Origin of the sequence: Mucilaginibacter frigoritolerans, assembly GCF_007830615.1 — a bacterium.
GTDB lineage: Bacteria > Bacteroidota > Bacteroidia > Sphingobacteriales > Sphingobacteriaceae > Mucilaginibacter > Mucilaginibacter frigoritolerans.
Map to the genome: position 1 here is coordinate 86,927 of NZ_VLLI01000001.1, position 16,500 is coordinate 103,426.

Here is a 16,500-nt window from a genome sequence, read left to right on the forward strand (position 1 = left end):
AGCTTCTAAACTATTCAAAAAACTTTATAATTGACACGCTATTGTAAATAAATTAATTTGCTAATTTGCAGAACCAATTATTTTAATCATCTAAGGGATTAATAACAAAAAACTTACACCAATTATTGAATATGGATTTTTTAAACACTTACTTAATTTATTTGATTCCTGTATTTGGACTTATTGGAATTATCGCCATGGCTATAAAGGCTGCATGGGTTACTAAACAGGAAACCGGCGATGCAGGGATGAACCAGTTAGCAGGCTACATTGCCGATGGTGCAATGGCTTTTTTACGTGCCGAGTGGAAAATACTCAGCTACTTTGTAGTATTAGCCATGATATTGCTGGCATGGTCGGGCACAACGGTGACTACATCGAGCCCGGTAATTGCGGTATCATTTTTAGTGGGCGCTTTCCTATCGGCCTTTGCAGGCTTTTTGGGGATGCGTATTGCTACCAAAGCCAACGTGCGCACCACGCAGGCAGCTAAAACCAGTTTGGCCAAAGCCCTAAAAGTATCGTTTACAGGCGGTACGGTAATGGGTTTGGGCGTTGCCGGTTTGGCGGTTATTGGTTTAGGTTCCTTGTTTATTGTGTTTTATACGGTTTACGTGGTAAATACAGGCAGCAGCGTTAACGGCGAAGCCATGGCAAGAGCCCTGGATGTTTTGGCCGGATTTTCATTAGGTGCTGAATCCATAGCGTTATTTGCCCGTGTTGGCGGTGGTATTTATACCAAAGCTGCCGACGTAGGTGCCGACCTGGTAGGTAAGGTTGAAGCCGGGATCCCTGAGGATGATGTGCGTAACCCCGCCACCATTGCCGATAACGTAGGCGATAACGTGGGTGACGTAGCCGGTATGGGTGCCGATTTATTCGGATCGTATGTGGCTACTATGCTGGCGACTATGGTATTGGGTAGAGAAATAGTATCTGACGATAAATTTGGTGGTATAGCCCCGGTATTGTTGCCGATGGTTATTGCAGGCTTAGGTTTGGTATTCTCTATTGTTGGTGCCGCCTTCGTTAAAATAAAAACAGAAACCTCCAGCGTACAAAAAGCATTGAATTTAGGCAACTGGATGTCGATTATATTAACTGCAATAGCTACTTATTTTGTGGTGATGTGGATGCTGCCCGATGGTGAGTTCCACATGTCGAGAGATTTGGCTAACGGTGTTTTAAAAGAGGGGTCATCGCACTTTACTAAAAACGGGGTGTTTATGGCTATCCTGGTAGGCTTGGTAGTAGGTACGCTGATGTCTATGATTACAGAGTATTATACCGCTATGGGCAAGCGCCCGGTGCTGAGCATCATCAGGCAATCGTCAACGGGCCATGCAACCAATATTATTGGTGGTTTGGCTGTGGGCATGGAGTCGACAGTGGCCCCGATATTAGTTTTGGCAGCCGGTATTTATGGCGCCCATTACTTTGCAGGCTTATACGGCGTGGCTATTGCTGCTGCCGGTATGATGGCCACCACCGCTATGCAATTGGCTATTGATGCCTTCGGACCTATTGCCGATAACGCAGGTGGTATTGCCGAAATGAGCCGCTTACCCGAAGAAGTTAGGCACCGTACCGATAACCTTGATGCTGTGGGTAACACTACCGCAGCAACCGGTAAAGGTTTCGCCATTGCTTCGGCAGCGCTAACCTCACTGGCCTTGTTTGCAGCCTTTGTGGGTGTTGCAGGTATTGAGCATATTGATATTTATAAAGCAAATGTACTGGCTGGCTTATTTGTTGGCGGTATGATCCCATTCATCTTCTCTGCGCTGTGTATCTCTGCCGTTGGTAGAGCAGCTATGGCGATGGTGGAAGAAGTACGACGTCAGTTCCGTGAGATACCGGGCATTATGGAGTATACCGGTAAGCCCGAGTACGAAAAATGCGTAGCCATATCAACCAAAGCATCTATCCGCGAGATGGTTGCCCCGGGATTGATTGCCCTGATTACGCCAATTATTATCGGCTTTGCTTTTGGTCCGGAGGTTTTGGGTGGATTATTGGCAGGCGTAACCGTATCGGGTGTATTGATGGGAATTTTCCAGAGCAATGCCGGTGGTGCCTGGGATAATGCCAAAAAATCATTCGAAAAAGGATGCGAGATAAACGGAGAGATCTATTACAAAAAATCAGAACCGCATAAAGCATCCGTAACCGGCGATACCGTAGGCGATCCGTTTAAAGATACCTCAGGTCCGTCGATGAATATTTTAATTAAGCTGATGTCTATCGTATCACTGGTAATAGCCCCGCACTTAAATGCAAGCGATGCCAAACCAAGTGCGATAAATCATCACCCAGCACCAAAAGAGATCAGGATGCAAGCCGTAAACACGCATGTAACGCTGATCAGCAAAAAAGGATAATTCAACCTTATAAATATAGATGAAAAGGGCTTCCAGGGATGGAGGCCTTTTTTGTGCTCATTTCTCTGCGCCACGTCATTGCGAGGTACGAAGCAATCTATAAGCTATGCAAATCAATGGAGATAGATTTTTGTTCAAATAACATAATGCCGTGCTGTTGATTGTCCGCTGTAGAGGTTGCTTTCCCGAAACAAGTTCGGGACAGGCAATACCTCGCAATGACGCGCGGTGATTAGTTTCTTGTTTGTCCGTCCGGTTTTTAGGAGCGGGTATGGTGGACAAGGGCGGACGAATCTCTCTTCTCATCCCACGATGGATGTTGAATATATTTGCACTGTTGCGTTCGTTTCAGGAGCGAACAGGGGTGAAACACTTTTGAAACAGTAAACATCCATCCACATGCATTCCTGCTCCCCCTTCAGGGGGGTGGGGGTTATAAATGCGTATTACTCCTAAACAACTTTATCGCGATAGCTAATAAAATAATACCGAAGGCTTTACGCAGTATGGCTAATCCGGTTTGGCCCAGCAGGCGCTCCAGCCATTTTACATTTTTTAGTACGAGGTAAACAAACAGGGTATTCAATATAATGCCTACTACAATATCCTGCGTTTGGTATTGTGTTTTGAGGGATAGCAGGGTGGTCATGGTACCGGCTCCGGCTATAAGCGGGAAAGCCAGGGGGACGATAGATACCGTTGCAGGGATATGATCTTCCTTAAAAAGGGTGATGCCCATTATCATTTCCATCGCTATAATAAAGATCACCAGCGAACCGGCTATGGCAAATGAAGATACATCCAAACCGATAATGCTCAATAACTTTTCGCCCACAAACAGAAAAACAATCATCAGTACCAGTACGGCTATACTTGCTTTTTCCGATTGGATATGCCCGGCCCGTTGGCGCAGCTGGATAATTACGGGTATGGCTCCTATAATATCAATGATCGCAAAAAGGATCATGGTAACGGAAATTATCTCTCTGAAGATAAATGGATGCATGGCATTAATTTTTTAAGCGTTCGACTTTAACCTAAAACTTAACAAAAATGCAACTAAAATATAGAAAGACGACAAAAAGAATATACTATGTATAGAAATAACTGCAATAAGGCCCGCGGTTATGGGCCCTAATGTTTGCCCTATAGAGGCGTACGACTGATTGATCCCCAGTATTTTACCCTGTTCTGATTTGTCAATATTATCGGCTATAATGGCGTTAAGCATGGGGTTGCGTAAACCATTAAACAAGCCATAGATACAAAGCCAGATGGCAAAAGGGATCAGCAGGGAATTAAGTCCAGAAAGGAACATCGCTGCAAAACATAATAGGGTGGAGATCATCAGGATCAAAGGCTTCGACTTAAATACTTTGATAAAGAAAGGCACACAAAGCTGCATTATGATGCCACAGATGCCAAATCCCGCCAGGAAAATACCCATTTGGGTAGGGCTTATCTTCAACACATCAACGCTAAAGGTTTGGAATCCTATAACCATGGTGAACTGAGCCATGGTAAGTATAAAGCCGATAAATACTGCCGTACCTACTGTTTTTCTTTTTAGCGTGGTAAGCATGGTGCTGAACTTGAAGTGATACTGCTTTTTTGACCGGGTTTCTTTATTGGTAGGGTTGGTTTCTTTGAGTAAAAAGGCTGCGCATAAGGTGCCTAATAAGGAGATTCCCGCTGCAAAAAAGAAAGGTGCCTGCGCACTCAAAGCACTGAACGAACCACCTACCACCGGCCCTATTACAAAGCCAAATGCAAAGGCCGAGCCTAAAATACCAAAACGTTTTGCCCTGTTCTGTGCATTAGCGGTATCGGCTACCATGGCCTGTGCAACGGATACATTGCCGCCCGTTAAGCCATCCAATATCCGCGCAGCAAAAAGAACTATTAAGCTTCGTGCCTCGGCAAACATGAGGAAAGAGATACAAGTACCTGCCAGGCTGATGACCAGTAAAGGTTTGCGCCCCCATTTGTCTGACAGGGAGCCTAAAACAGGCGTTGCAAAAAACTGCGCTATGGAAAATGTAGCCGTTAATATACCCAGTGTAGTACCCGTAAGTCCGAAGGTTTTACCATAGGTATACAGCACCGGCACAATGATGCCAAAGCCGAGCGAGTTAATAACACAAACAAATACTAATATCCAGAGGTTTTTATCGGCCTTCATGCAGATGGTGCGGGTTTTCGGGATTTAAGGTAACAAAAAAGGCTCTGATAAATCAGAACCCTTTCAACAATTCGGTTATATTATTCAACCAATGGCAACAAATAGTGCCCTGGTTAGTTATATTATTCTACAAATTTAGGATTAATCGGATCCTCTGCAGGCTCAACAATACCGTGCCTTACTTTTGAGTGTTTAATACTATAGCCAAAGAATACAATAAAGCCAATCAGCAACCAAACAATTAACCTTGCCCAGTTACCAATGCCTTCGCTGGCAATCATAAACAGGCAGATTAACGCACCCAGCGGACAAACCAACCAGTAAAGCGGCGTTTTAAACGGCCTAACCAGGTCAGGATCTGTTCTGCGCAGAATAAGGATACCTAATGATACCAGCACGAATGCGAATAAAGTACCTATACTTACCATATCTCCCACTATGGTATCAGGTATAAATCCGGCAAAAATCGATACAAATACAAAGAACAACCATTGTGATTTATATGGTGTACGATGTTTTGGATGTAACTTTGAAAATACCGGCGGTATTAAACCGTCGATGCTCATGGTATAAAATACCCTTGTTTGGCCCAATAACATCACCAGGATAACTGATGAAAATCCGGCTAAAATAGCGATAGTAACCAACGAAGCTAACCAACCATAACCCGGCATAAACTGGGTAATAGCATACGTTACCGAAGCTTCTTTACCTTTAATCAAAAAGTCTTTGTATGGTGCTAAACCTGTTAATACGTGCGAGAAAAGGATGTAAAGTAAAGTACAGAAAGCCAATGAAATCAGGATACCTTTTGGCATATCTTTCTGCGGATTTTTAGCTTCCTGAGCGGCAGTTGAAACGGCATCAAAACCAATAAAGGCAAAGAATACCACACTGGCACCACGCAACACACCCAGCCATCCGTGGTTAAACGTATCGGCATAATTAATTACCCCGGTGCTGGTTTTAACGATACCGGCATTAGCAGGAATTAAATAAGGTGTATGGTTAGCAGGGTTGATGAACTGCCAGCCTAAAGTAATGATCATTAATACGATAGCTACTTTAACTACCACAATAACGTTGTTTACAATAGCTGATTCGGCCGTACCGCGGATAAGCAGCAAGGTAAGCATCAACACAATAAATATAGCCGGAAGGTTAACTATACCGTGGCCATGGGCCTCGTTAATATACAATCCGGTTTGTGATATATTGGTTTCCCATGGGGCATGCGACCATACAAATGGAATATGCACATGGAAAAAAGTGTTCAGAAACTCGTTAAAATACTGCGACCAGCCAATGGCTACCGTAGCAGCGCCTAAAGCGTATTCCAGTACCAAATCCCAGCCGATGATCCAGGCAATAAACTCGCCCATGGTGGCATAAGAGTAAGTATAGGCCGATCCGGCGATAGGGATCATACTGGCAAACTCCGCATAACACAAACCTGCAAGCGCACAACCTGACGCTGCGATAAGGAATGAAATGGTTACGGCAGGCCCGGCATGTTCACCGGCTGCTGCTGCTGTACGCACAAAAATACCGGCACCAATAATGGCTCCGACACCCAATGCAATAAGCGACCCGACACCCAGCGTTCGTTTTAAGGTTTTTTCCGTCTCCTTCGACGCAGCCATGAGCTGCGCTATAGGTTTCTTAATAAATAACTTCATTTTAAATTAATAAGATCAGTTTTAAAAGTTTAAATCACATTTCCCCAAACGTAGTTAAATTTATTGAAATGATAAAGAGCAGATTGTAACAATAAAAGCACTTATACATTTTTATTTATAGTTTGATAAACAGTGAGTTAATGGCCCATAAAACATTAGCCCCAACACACTAAGAACCGCTCAATTACCCCGAAATATTCGCGCCGGAAGGAAAAATTCACGTTTATTTAACGTACTGTGCATTTGGGATTTATTTCTACACGTCATCGCGAGGAACGAAGCGATCTATAAGCAATGCAGATCAATGGAGATAGATTTTATTAAATGACGAAATACCGTGCTGTTGATTGTCCAGCGTAGAGATTGCTTCGTACCTCGCAATGACGCTTGGTAAGTGCAAAGTGTTTCAAAACTGTTTCACCCCTGTTCGCTCCTGAAACGAACGCAACACCCACAACCAACGATCATCGCTCGCAGAGGGAGTATTCCAGGGCTAAACTGTAACCTAAGAGTAAATAGTACAGTCATAGTTTTAAATCAAAAAAAATGAACATACAATTTGCCATCCTAAATTTACGGACTTGTTTAATAGCGCTTTTTTTGCTTTTAACTTCAATTGTTACTAAAGGGCAGAATAAAGATAGCGTATACTATAAAAAACAACATGAGCAGGGAGTAAAGAAAATATTGATAAACGGAAAGTTTTGGGTTTGGACTCAAAAAATCGGAGATGGAAAAATTAATGTTTTGTTATTGCATGGCGGTCCCGCTCAATCGCATGAATATTTTGAAATATTTTCAAAGTACCTCCCAAACAATGGAATAACAATTTATTATTATGACCAATTTGGGTCTTACTTTTCTGAGCAACCAACAAAGCAGCAATTAAATGACACTACTCTTTGGAAGGTGTCTCGTTATGTTGAAGAAATAGAACAAGTGCGGAAGGGATTAAAGCTCAGTAAACTTTTCATATACGGACACTCATATGGTGGTTTGCTTGCTCTTGCTTATAGTTACAAATATCAAACCCACGTTAAAGGGATGATATTTTCAGATATGAACCCCTTTCCAAAAGATTTCGATCAAAGAATTTCTTTTATTAATAATCAAACCGACAGTATACTAAATGCGACAAAAAAATATAATAGCCTTATCCAAAGGAAGCTGCAAGGATCATCTTATGATAAAAAGGTATATCAGGAAGCATTCGATAGCACATTTACCAGAAACTTTGTACTTAGACTGGACACATTGCCCGATGCAATTTTAAGAACAAAAGTCCATAAGAATTTTGAGGTTGCCCAAAAGATAGGACCGTCGACCTTTTCACTGAATTATGCTGATATGATACCGAAAATAAACATCCCTGTTTTGCTAATAAGTGGAGAATATGATTTTATTATAAGTACTAAACAGATTGAAACGCTAAGCAAATTGTTTCCTAATGCTCAATATTATATAGTGCCAAATGCAGGTCATATCTGTTTTATCGACAACCCTAATCAATATTTCCCAGGTTTGATAGATTTTATTAAACGCAATAACTAATGGAATATTGACAACAAAAATAGCTAAGCAGATCTTATGTAATCTGCCGCACTGTTTCAAAACAGTTTCACCCCTGTTCGCTCCTGAAACGAACGCAACAGCACAGCAATATCTCCTTGCTGATAATCAACATTTTTACTCCCTGATCTTCACAGTTTGTACAACTGGTTTTCAAATTGTTATATTAGGGGTATAAATCATTCGTCAATATGCTGCGTAACATGCTGTTGGTTACTTATCGTAACCTGATCAAAAACAAATTTTACACTTTTATAAATGTAGCCGGACTTGCTTTGGGTATTGCTGCCTTTGTTTTGATAAGTGCCTACGTGCATTTTGAAAAAAGCTACGACCACATGAATGCCGACGCTGATAATATTTACCGCGTGGAAAGTCAGTTTTATAAAGGTGATGTTTTGAACGATAGCTGGGCCACCAGTACCAATGGTTATGCCACTGCCATGAAGGCCAATTTTCCGGAAATAGCATCATTTACGCGGATAAACTGGAACAATTCTGAAAGGGTAGTAAGGTATCAGAACATAAAATACAGGGAAGAGCATGTTTGCTTTGCTGATACTAACTTCTTTAAATTCTTCACTTATAAACTAATAAAAGGCGATGCCTCAACGGTATTGAACCGGCCCAATACCATAGCCATATCGCAATCGTCGGCACTAAAGTTTTTCGGCAATGCCGACCCAATGGGTAAGTTTGTTGATGTAACCAATTATAATGGCACTTTTCATTGTATGGTAACGGGTGTTTTTGCAGATGTGCCCCCAAATACTACCATAAAGTTCAGCTTTTTAATATCATGGGATACTCAGCCCCGGTTTCTTAAAGATTTTTGGTACATACACGAGAGTTACACTTTTGTAAAGCTAAAGCCCAATACCAATATAGCCGCCGTTGAAGCGAAGTTTCCGGCCCTTGCAGAGCGGTATAAAACAGCTCAGTCGCTTAAAGATTTAAAATGGGCCATCCGGCTGATTCCGTTAACCAGTATCCACTTAAATCCGGCAAAGCCTTATGAAATTGAAACCAAAGGAAACGCCCTTGCCGTTAGCTTTTTAAATATAATGGCCTTTGTTATATTGATAATAGCCTGCGTAAACTATATTAACCTGGCAACAACCAAAGCTGCCGACAGGGCACGTGAAATTGGTATCCGTAAAGTTAACGGGGCAAGGATAGGGCAGTTATTGGCTCAATTTTTAATAGAATCGGGTATTATTAACCTGGCAGCGTTAGTTATAGCCATAGTAATTGTGAATGTTTCGGTTTACTACCTGCCTTCTTTTACCGGCAAAAGTGCAACCGAAAGTCTTTTATTTGATTTGCCCTTGTATCTGCAAACCGGGGCAGTGTTATTGGCGGTTATGTTTTTATCGGGCTTTTACCCGGCTTTAGTATTGGCCAATGTGAACCCGGTGCGGGTATTAAAGGGCCGCTATACCTTTTCAAAAGGAGGCATTATCCTTCGGAAAGGAATGGTTGCCTTCCAGTTTACCGCTTCACTATTACTTATTGCAGGTACCATTGCTATTTACAGGCAGCTTCATTATATGAATAATGTTGATACGGGGATCAATATGGATCAAACCCTTGTGCTGAAAGCACCTGTGAGTACCGATAATTATGCATCAAAACTCAGCAGCTTTAAAGCCGATGTGAAAAACATTAACGGTGTGAAAAACATTACAGGTTCAGCAGCGGTACCCGGTAAAGAGGTTGGCGGATTTTCGGCCGACAGAAGGTTTGGAGCATCAAAAGCCGAAGAACGGTTGTATGAGCTGCAACGGGTTGATTTTGATTTTATTAATGCCTATGATTTGAAAGTTATTGCAGGCAGGGCATTTGATGCAAGCCGTCCTTCAGACTCTACCGGCGTTGTGTTAAATGAAGCCGCAGTAAAACAATTTGGCTTTGCCTCAGTAAATGATGCAGTAGGTAAAAAAGTATGGCTGGAAACGCTTGACAAAAAGCCTAATGAGGTAATAGGGGTGGTGAAAAACTATCATCAGCAATCATTACAGCGTAACTACACCCCGGTAATTCTTTTTATGGATCCTAAATTAGGATGGGTGGGCATCAATTATTATTCTATTAAAACCAGTACCAATAATAACCGCCAGATAGTTGATGAGGTGAAAAGCATCTGGAACCGGTATTTCCCCGAATCATCCTTTGATTTCTTTTTCCTGGATGATTTTTACAACCAGCAATACCAGCAAGAAACACAATTTGGAGGCACCTTTATGCTTTTCTCTGTATTGGCAATTATTATTGCCTGTATGGGGCTGTTTGGTCTTACTGCTTATAATACCTCACGCCGTACAAAGGAAATTGGTGTGCGTAAGGTTTTGGGCGCATCTGTGCAAAGCATCGTATCCATATTAACATGGGATATTATCAGGCTGATACTGGTTTGCAGTTTAATAGCTATTCCGCTTGCCTTTGTGTTGGTAAATCAATGGTTAAATGGCTATGCCTTCAGGGTTCAGCTAAGTTTGTGGCAGTTTATTTTACCTATACTAACGCTTATTTTACTAACGCTTGCTACAATCAGTTACCTTACCGTTAAAGCAGCCATGAGCAACCCAGCCAGAACGTTAAAAGATGAGTAAGGTCAATGATAAATCAAAAATCCCCCTTCAGGAGGCTAGGGGAACAGGAACGCGTAATTCTACACCTTGTCATTTCGAACGAGGGTACCGAGGGGAAACTATCTCTTGAGCGCAGCGAAAAAACTTTTACGTGTGATAGGCAAAGCGTAAAGCTTGTACGGCGCAAAAGCTTTCTCGTTATTACTCGAAATGACATGCTGGATGGGTTAATACGTTACTGTTTCAAAAGTGTTTCACAGGTGTTCGCTCCTGAAACGAACGCAACAGCATATTGAAAAGAGATACTGCACCGCGCGTCATTGCGAGGTACGAAGCAATCTCTACTGCAGACGATTAATGGACCAATATTATTTTATTCTTCCATTAACTTATCATATAAATCAATCCATTCAGGATTTATGGATTCAACTAATTGCTTTTTATATTTCCGATTACCTCCTTTTATTGCCTTTTCAGAAGCAATAGCTTCCTCTATGCTCGAATAAAAAAAGTAGTAAACTAATTTATCGCAATTGTATTTCGCCGTAAAGCTATTGGGGTGTATTTTGTTTTTATGCTCCCATATTCTACCTGTAATGTCAGAAGTAACACCAGTGTAAAGCACCGTATGTAATTTGTTTGTGGTGATATAAACACATCCACCTCTTTGAAAAACCATATTATCAAATAAACATTAAAACCACATCCCATCACCGCGCGTCATTGCGAAGAATGAAGCAATCTCTACTGTGGACAATCAGCAGCACGGTATTACGTTATTGAACAAAAATCAATCTCCATTGATTTGCATAGCTTATAGATTGCTTCGTACCTCGCAATGACGTGGCGGAGAAAGCTTTGTCCACTCTTGTCCACCATACCCACTCCTAAAAACCGGACGGACAAACAAGAAACTAACCACCAGGCGTCATCGTGAGGAACGAAACGATCTCTACGTAGGACAATCAACAGCCCGGTATTACGTCATTGAACAAAACCTATCTCCATTGATCTGCATAGTATAGAGATTGCTTCGTACCTCGCAATGACGTGGTGCAGAAAGAGTAAGGGGCTAGGGGGTTAGCCTTGCCACAAACATGGTATCGGCTTTGTTCTCGTAACCCTTTAAAACTTTTTGCTCTTGCAGTTTAAGGCCAAGTTCTTTTACAATAAAGTTCACTACCTCTTCATTCTCTGCTTTAAATGCTGAGCAGGTAATATAGATAAGCGGTTTGCCGGGTTTAAGGTGTTTTACCACATTGCGCACAATGCTCTGCTGTAGCCGCTGAAAGAATTCAATCTTATAGGTATCAAACTGACTGATCATTTCGGGCGTACGTCCCCAGGTGCCTGAGCCGCTGCAGGGGGCATCAAGTATAATACCATCAAAGGTATAGTCGTGTAACAGGAGGTCGTTATTTTGAGTTAGGTCGAGGATCTTTTTCTGGTACTTGATGAGGCCTGCCTGCTGGAAGCGTTCATCCAGGTTGGTGAGGATAGATTCGCGGATATCAGAAACCACCAGTTTTAAATTTGGTTCGATGTCATGCAGCAGGAGGGATTTACCACCGGAGGCAGCACAGGCATCCCACCAGGCATCCCACTTTTGTGGTTTAAAAAACTGAGCCGTTTGCTGTGAGGAATAATCCTGCACTTCGTACCAGTTAACGTTGGGGATCAGGGTTTCTAAACGGGTGCCATTAGGCAATGAGAAACAGCCATTGCCTTCATCCTTAAAAGCAATTTCGGCGGTGGTCAGGATAATTTTTACCTGCTGCTCATATCGCTTATAAACGCGGATAAAAAGATCGGGCTGAATAAAAAACGAACGTAAAAAGGCTTCTTTATCAATACTTCCCGAAAGCTGACTAACCCATGGGAAAACATCATCCAACTTAAATTCGGGATGGGTGCTTTTAACTATGGCCAGCTTTTCATCAATCCCAAAACCTATGCAGGCAGCCCATTCAGGCTTAAAATGCTGTAAAAAGGAGTTGACCTGGGTATTGCATAAAAACTCGGCAATAAACAGGCGTTCATCGGCAGATAAATTGGGCAATGCTTTACCTAAACGGAAGTAATTGTACACCAACCTACCGGCAATGCGCCTGTCGGTTGAGCCCATTTGCTTGTTTTGACGGTAAAAACCCGGTAAAAACTTGCTTAGAGGCGTCTCTGCCGGATATTCATCCAAAATTCGCTGAAACGTTTTAAGCTGGTTTATTGCCTTCATTCTACCTTTTTAAGTTCAAAGTTAGCATATTTATAGATGTTCACATGGGTGTTTATCCAACCAATGCCCGGTTTCTTCTGAAATTCAAAATCATTATGCAATCCGGTAAAATCAGCTTTGCTTAGTCCATTTATACTATCATTAGCAAGCAGCTTGCCCAGATACAGGCCTTCGTCAAAACCTTTAATAGCATAATTGGTTGGTTCTGTATGATATACGTTACGGTACTGGCGTACAAAGGCTATGGTGTTTTCGGCTTTATAATCCACATGGTCGGAAGAAGTTATGTGGGTATCCAGGCGTTGCAGCAGTTCAGCTTTTAAGAAAGTGAAGTTTACCCAGCTAGGGTGACCAAAAACGGTTACCGGATAACTTTTGTTCAAGCTATCCAGCGCACGCAGCGTAGTGGTTAAGAACCGCTGATCTGTTGCCGGAACAATGAACACGTTTTTACCACCGGGATTAAGCTGATTGATGATTGGACCTAACTGCCCGTGAATAACGGTAAGTTCCACCACTTTTATGTGCCTTTTACCCAAACTGTCAATAGCTCTTTTAAAAGGGCCTATGTATTCATTTTCTTCGCTAAAGCCTGAACGCAGGATAAATATTTTATCGGGATGCAGCTTATTGCTGATGTACCTGGCTGCGCTCCATGCATGATATTCAAGCGGAGGTATTATGGTAATTAACTCGGGATTTTTAAAAGTAGCAGGGGAGGCAGGGGATAGCGGAGAAACAATAGGCTGTTTTCCATTGGTATAAGCAGCGGTAAATGCCTTTATGTCGTCAGGGAAAACCGGACCAACAATCAGGTCGCTGTTTTTTATAGCCGGATTAAATGCCAGGCTATGCACCTGCGCATTCTGATCTCTTGAATCATAAACCTGTAGTTTATAATTATAGCCAGCAGCGGTTAAAGAATCGAGCGCCAGTTTAAAGCCCCGGTAATAGCCCAGGGCAATATCTGCTTCTTTTAACGATACCGAAGTATAGTTTGCACCGGGAGCCAAATGATCCAACCCAAAAGGCAGCAACAAAGATATGGTTGATACTTTTGGTGCTACAGGTTTTACTACAATAGGCTTAGCCGGTTGATTTTCAACAGGCTTTGGAGCGCTTTTTACAGGCTGATTTGCTACCGGCAGCACCTTTGGTGAACATGCGGCCGTTAGCAGTGCCAGTGTTAAAAATAAGAACCACCTATTCCCACTCAATAGTAGCAGGCGGTTTTGAGCTGATATCATATACTACCCGGTTAATTCCTTTTACGTTGTTAATGATTTCGTTACTGATTTTAGCAAGCAGATCATATGGCAGGTGGCACCAGTCGGCGGTCATCCCATCTAATGATTCTACGGCCCGCAGGCAAATAACGTTTTCATAAGTTCTTTCATCGCCCATAACCCCTACCGATTGTACCGGTAAAAATATGGACCCTGCCTGCCAAACTTTATCATAAACATCAGCCGAGCGCAAATTGTTGATATAAATTGCATCAGCCTCTTGTAATATATGAACTTTTTCCGGAGTTACCTCACCTAAAATTCTGATAGCCAAACCCGGACCCGGGAATGGATGTCTGCCTAAAATATTCGGATCAATGCCCAAAGCCTTACCAACACGCCTAACTTCGTCTTTAAACAAGGTATTTAGCGGTTCAACCACCTTCAGCTTCATAAAATCGGGCAAACCGCCAACGTTATGGTGCGATTTAATAGTTGCCGACGGACCTTTTACCGATACTGATTCAATAACATCGGGATAAATAGTGCCTTGCCCTAACCATTTAACGTTCTGTACCTCATGTGCGGCATCATCAAATACTTCGATAAATACGCGGCCAATAGCCTTACGTTTTTTCTCCGGATCAGTTAAGCCTGCAAGTGCATCGTAAAAACGTTGTTTGGCATCAATACCTTTTATATTTAAACCCATGTGCTGGTATGAATCCAGTACGGATTGATATTCGTCTTTACGCAGTAAGCCGTTATCCACAAATATGCAATGCAGGTTTTTGCCGATAGCATGGTGCAATAACACTGCCGCAACGGATGAATCTACACCGCCCGAAAGACCAAGTACTACTTTATCATCGCCCAGTTTTTCTTTCAAAGCAGCAATGGTAGTTTCAACAAATGAATCAGGGGTCCAGTCTTGCTTGCATCCGCAGATATCAACCAAAAAGTTGAACATTAATTGTTTACCGTCTGAGCTGTGGGTAACCTCCGGGTGAAACTGGATACCATAAGTATGGGTGCCTTTTACATGGTAAGCGGCTACTTTAACGGTATCGGTACTGGCAATTACTTCAAAGTTGCTGCCAATGCGAGATATGGTATCGGCATGCGACATCCACACCTGTGAGCCTGGTGTTATCAGCTTAAAAAGTGGATTATGCTCTTCAATATATTGCAGGTTGGCACGGCCATATTCACGGGTGCTTGATGGCAATACCTCACCGCCATGAAAATGCGCCATATACTGTGCACCATAGCAAACGCCTAAAATAGGCAGGGTACCATGATACTTTTTAAAATCGAAATGGGGGGCATCGTCCTGTCTAACAGAATAAGGACTGCCCGAAAGGATAATACCTTTTACACTGCTGTCAACTTCGGGAAATTTATTGAAGGGATGGATCTCGCAGTAAATATTGAGCTCTCTGACACGGCGCGCAATTAACTGAGTAAACTGCGAACCAAAATCAAGAATAAGGATTTTTTCTTGCATGGGCAAAGATAGGATTTGATTTCGGATTTCGAAAGTTGTATTTCGGAATTATTAAAGCTATCTTAATTAATAAAAAGCATATTAGCTTGAAAGCTATCATCAACTTTCGTAATATCGTGTTCCAATTTATTCCATTATGCAAAAAATCACCAACTTTTTAATGTTTAACGGTAAGGCAGAGGAGGCCATGAATTTTTATGTTTCCTTATTTAGTAATGCCGGAATAGTTAGCATTACGCATTATGGCGCAAACGAAGCGGGTGTTAAAGGTACGGTGATGCATGCTACATTTAAGCTTCAGGGGCAGTTGTTTATGTGCATTGATAGTTCGGCGCAGCATTCATTTACCTTTACACCGGCCATGTCACTTTATATCGGTTGTGAATCAGACAGGGAGATTGATAAATTATTTAGTGCTTTATCTGCAAACGGCAATATACTATGCCTTTAAGTGCCTATCCTTTCAGTAAAAAGTATGGCTGGCTTACAGATCAGTTCGGGGTTTCGTGGCAATTGAATTATAATCAGTAAACTGTTTATTATCAAATACGGATTTGCTTTATTTGTAACATGTCAATAACTACACGCCTTGCCAAATTTGAAGATATCCCGCAGTTGAATGAAATGATAGCACTTTCTGTTCGCGGGTTAAGTACTGATTATTATACCCCAGCACAGATAGAACGTTCTATTAAATACATTTTTGGGGTAGATACGCAATTGATTACTGATGGTACCTATTATATTGCTGAAAAGGATGGAATGCTTGCAGGCTGCGGTGGGTGGAGTAAACGTAATACCCTTTATGGCGGCGATCAGCATAAAGAGGTAGAAGATCCTCTGCTCGACCCTGAAAAAGATGCTGCCAGGATAAGGGCATTCTTTGTTCATCCGGATCATGCACGGCAGGGGGTAGGCCGGCATATTATAAACGTTTGTGAAACTGCTGCACAACAGCACGGTTTTACCAGCTTTGAGTTAGGCGCTACTTTACCAGGCGTACCGCTTTATAAAGCTATGGGATATGAGGCGATTGAAAGGATAGATGCACCAATGCCCGATGGGGAGCTTTTAGGCATAGTAAAGATGAGAAAGGTTTTGAGTTGAATGCTTTTAAACCTTGTAATTCATT

Annotated in this window: 13 protein-coding genes; 6 read left to right on the forward strand and 7 right to left on the reverse strand. The window is 42.1% G+C overall.

All coding sequences use genetic code 11. The annotated features are described in order from the left end of the window. Positions 1–131: 131 nt before the first annotated feature. Complete coding sequence (locus JN11_RS00335; protein WP_144908521.1) at positions 132–2,381, forward strand: sodium-translocating pyrophosphatase; 2,250 nt, start codon at positions 132–134, stop codon at positions 2,379–2,381. A gap of 433 nt (positions 2,382–2,814) precedes the next feature. On the opposite strand, the gene JN11_RS00340 is transcribed toward JN11_RS00335, so the two are convergent. The 3 genes from JN11_RS00340 to JN11_RS00350 form a co-directional block, all read right to left on the reverse strand. Then, entirely contained in the window at positions 2,815–3,387 is a 573-nt protein-coding gene (locus JN11_RS00340) for a MarC family protein (protein ID WP_144908522.1), read from the reverse strand. A gap of 12 nt (positions 3,388–3,399) precedes the next feature. Beyond that, complete coding sequence (locus JN11_RS00345; RefSeq protein ID WP_144908524.1) at positions 3,400–4,563, reverse strand: MFS transporter; 1,164 nt, start codon at positions 4,561–4,563, stop codon at positions 3,400–3,402. Between the two features lie 122 nt (positions 4,564–4,685). After that, complete coding sequence (locus tag JN11_RS00350; RefSeq protein ID WP_144908526.1) at positions 4,686–6,242, reverse strand: amino acid permease; 1,557 nt, start codon at positions 6,240–6,242, stop codon at positions 4,686–4,688. A gap of 546 nt (positions 6,243–6,788) precedes the next feature. On the opposite strand from JN11_RS00350, the gene JN11_RS00355 reads away from it, so the two are divergent. Next, positions 6,789–7,793 (forward strand): proline iminopeptidase-family hydrolase, encoded by a 1,005-nt coding sequence (locus tag JN11_RS00355; protein ID WP_144908528.1) that lies wholly within the window; start codon positions 6,789–6,791, stop codon positions 7,791–7,793. A gap of 209 nt (positions 7,794–8,002) precedes the next feature. Beyond that, entirely contained in the window at positions 8,003–10,423 is a 2,421-nt protein-coding gene (locus tag JN11_RS00360; RefSeq protein ID WP_144908530.1) for an ABC transporter permease, read from the forward strand. Positions 10,424–10,775: 352 nt separating this feature from the next. On the opposite strand, the gene JN11_RS00365 is transcribed toward JN11_RS00360, so the two are convergent. The 4 genes from JN11_RS00365 to guaA all read right to left on the reverse strand — a co-directional run bounded on the left by JN11_RS00365 (position 10,776) and on the right by guaA (position 15,368). Next, positions 10,776–11,081 (reverse strand): GIY-YIG nuclease family protein, encoded by a 306-nt coding sequence (locus JN11_RS00365; protein ID WP_144908532.1) that lies wholly within the window; start codon positions 11,079–11,081, stop codon positions 10,776–10,778. Between the two features lie 393 nt (positions 11,082–11,474). Further along, positions 11,475–12,635 carry an RsmB/NOP family class I SAM-dependent RNA methyltransferase gene (locus JN11_RS00370; RefSeq protein ID WP_144908534.1) on the reverse strand — a complete coding sequence of 387 codons (1,161 nt, stop codon included), beginning with the start codon at positions 12,633–12,635 and terminating at the stop codon, positions 11,475–11,477. Next, positions 12,632–13,882: an ABC transporter substrate-binding protein gene (locus tag JN11_RS00375; RefSeq protein WP_144908536.1), complete on the reverse strand. Its 1,251-nt coding sequence runs from the start codon at positions 13,880–13,882 to the stop codon at positions 12,632–12,634. Before JN11_RS00375 ends, JN11_RS00370 begins: the two co-directional genes overlap by 4 nt. Beyond that, entirely contained in the window at positions 13,839–15,368 is a 1,530-nt protein-coding gene (gene guaA, locus JN11_RS00380; protein WP_144908538.1) for a glutamine-hydrolyzing GMP synthase, read from the reverse strand. The genes JN11_RS00375 and guaA overlap by 44 nt, the downstream gene beginning before the upstream one ends. A 136-nt stretch (positions 15,369–15,504) precedes the next feature. Here guaA and JN11_RS00385 point away from each other — a divergent pair, with 136 nt between their 5' ends. Genes JN11_RS00385 through JN11_RS00390 form a run of 3 tightly spaced genes read left to right on the forward strand, consistent with a single transcriptional unit; the run spans position 15,505 to position 16,475 of the window. Beyond that, positions 15,505–15,819 (forward strand): VOC family protein, encoded by a 315-nt coding sequence (locus JN11_RS00385; protein ID WP_211360609.1) that lies wholly within the window; start codon positions 15,505–15,507, stop codon positions 15,817–15,819. Continuing rightward, a complete protein-coding gene (locus JN11_RS24940; RefSeq protein ID WP_211360610.1) occupies positions 15,810–15,899 on the forward strand; it encodes a VOC family protein in 90 nt (29 codons plus the stop codon). Before JN11_RS00385 ends, JN11_RS24940 begins: the two co-directional genes overlap by 10 nt. Before the next feature lie 39 nt (positions 15,900–15,938). After that, positions 15,939–16,475 (forward strand): GNAT family N-acetyltransferase, encoded by a 537-nt coding sequence (locus JN11_RS00390; protein WP_144908540.1) that lies wholly within the window; start codon positions 15,939–15,941, stop codon positions 16,473–16,475. The last annotated feature ends 25 nt before the right edge of the window (positions 16,476–16,500 follow it).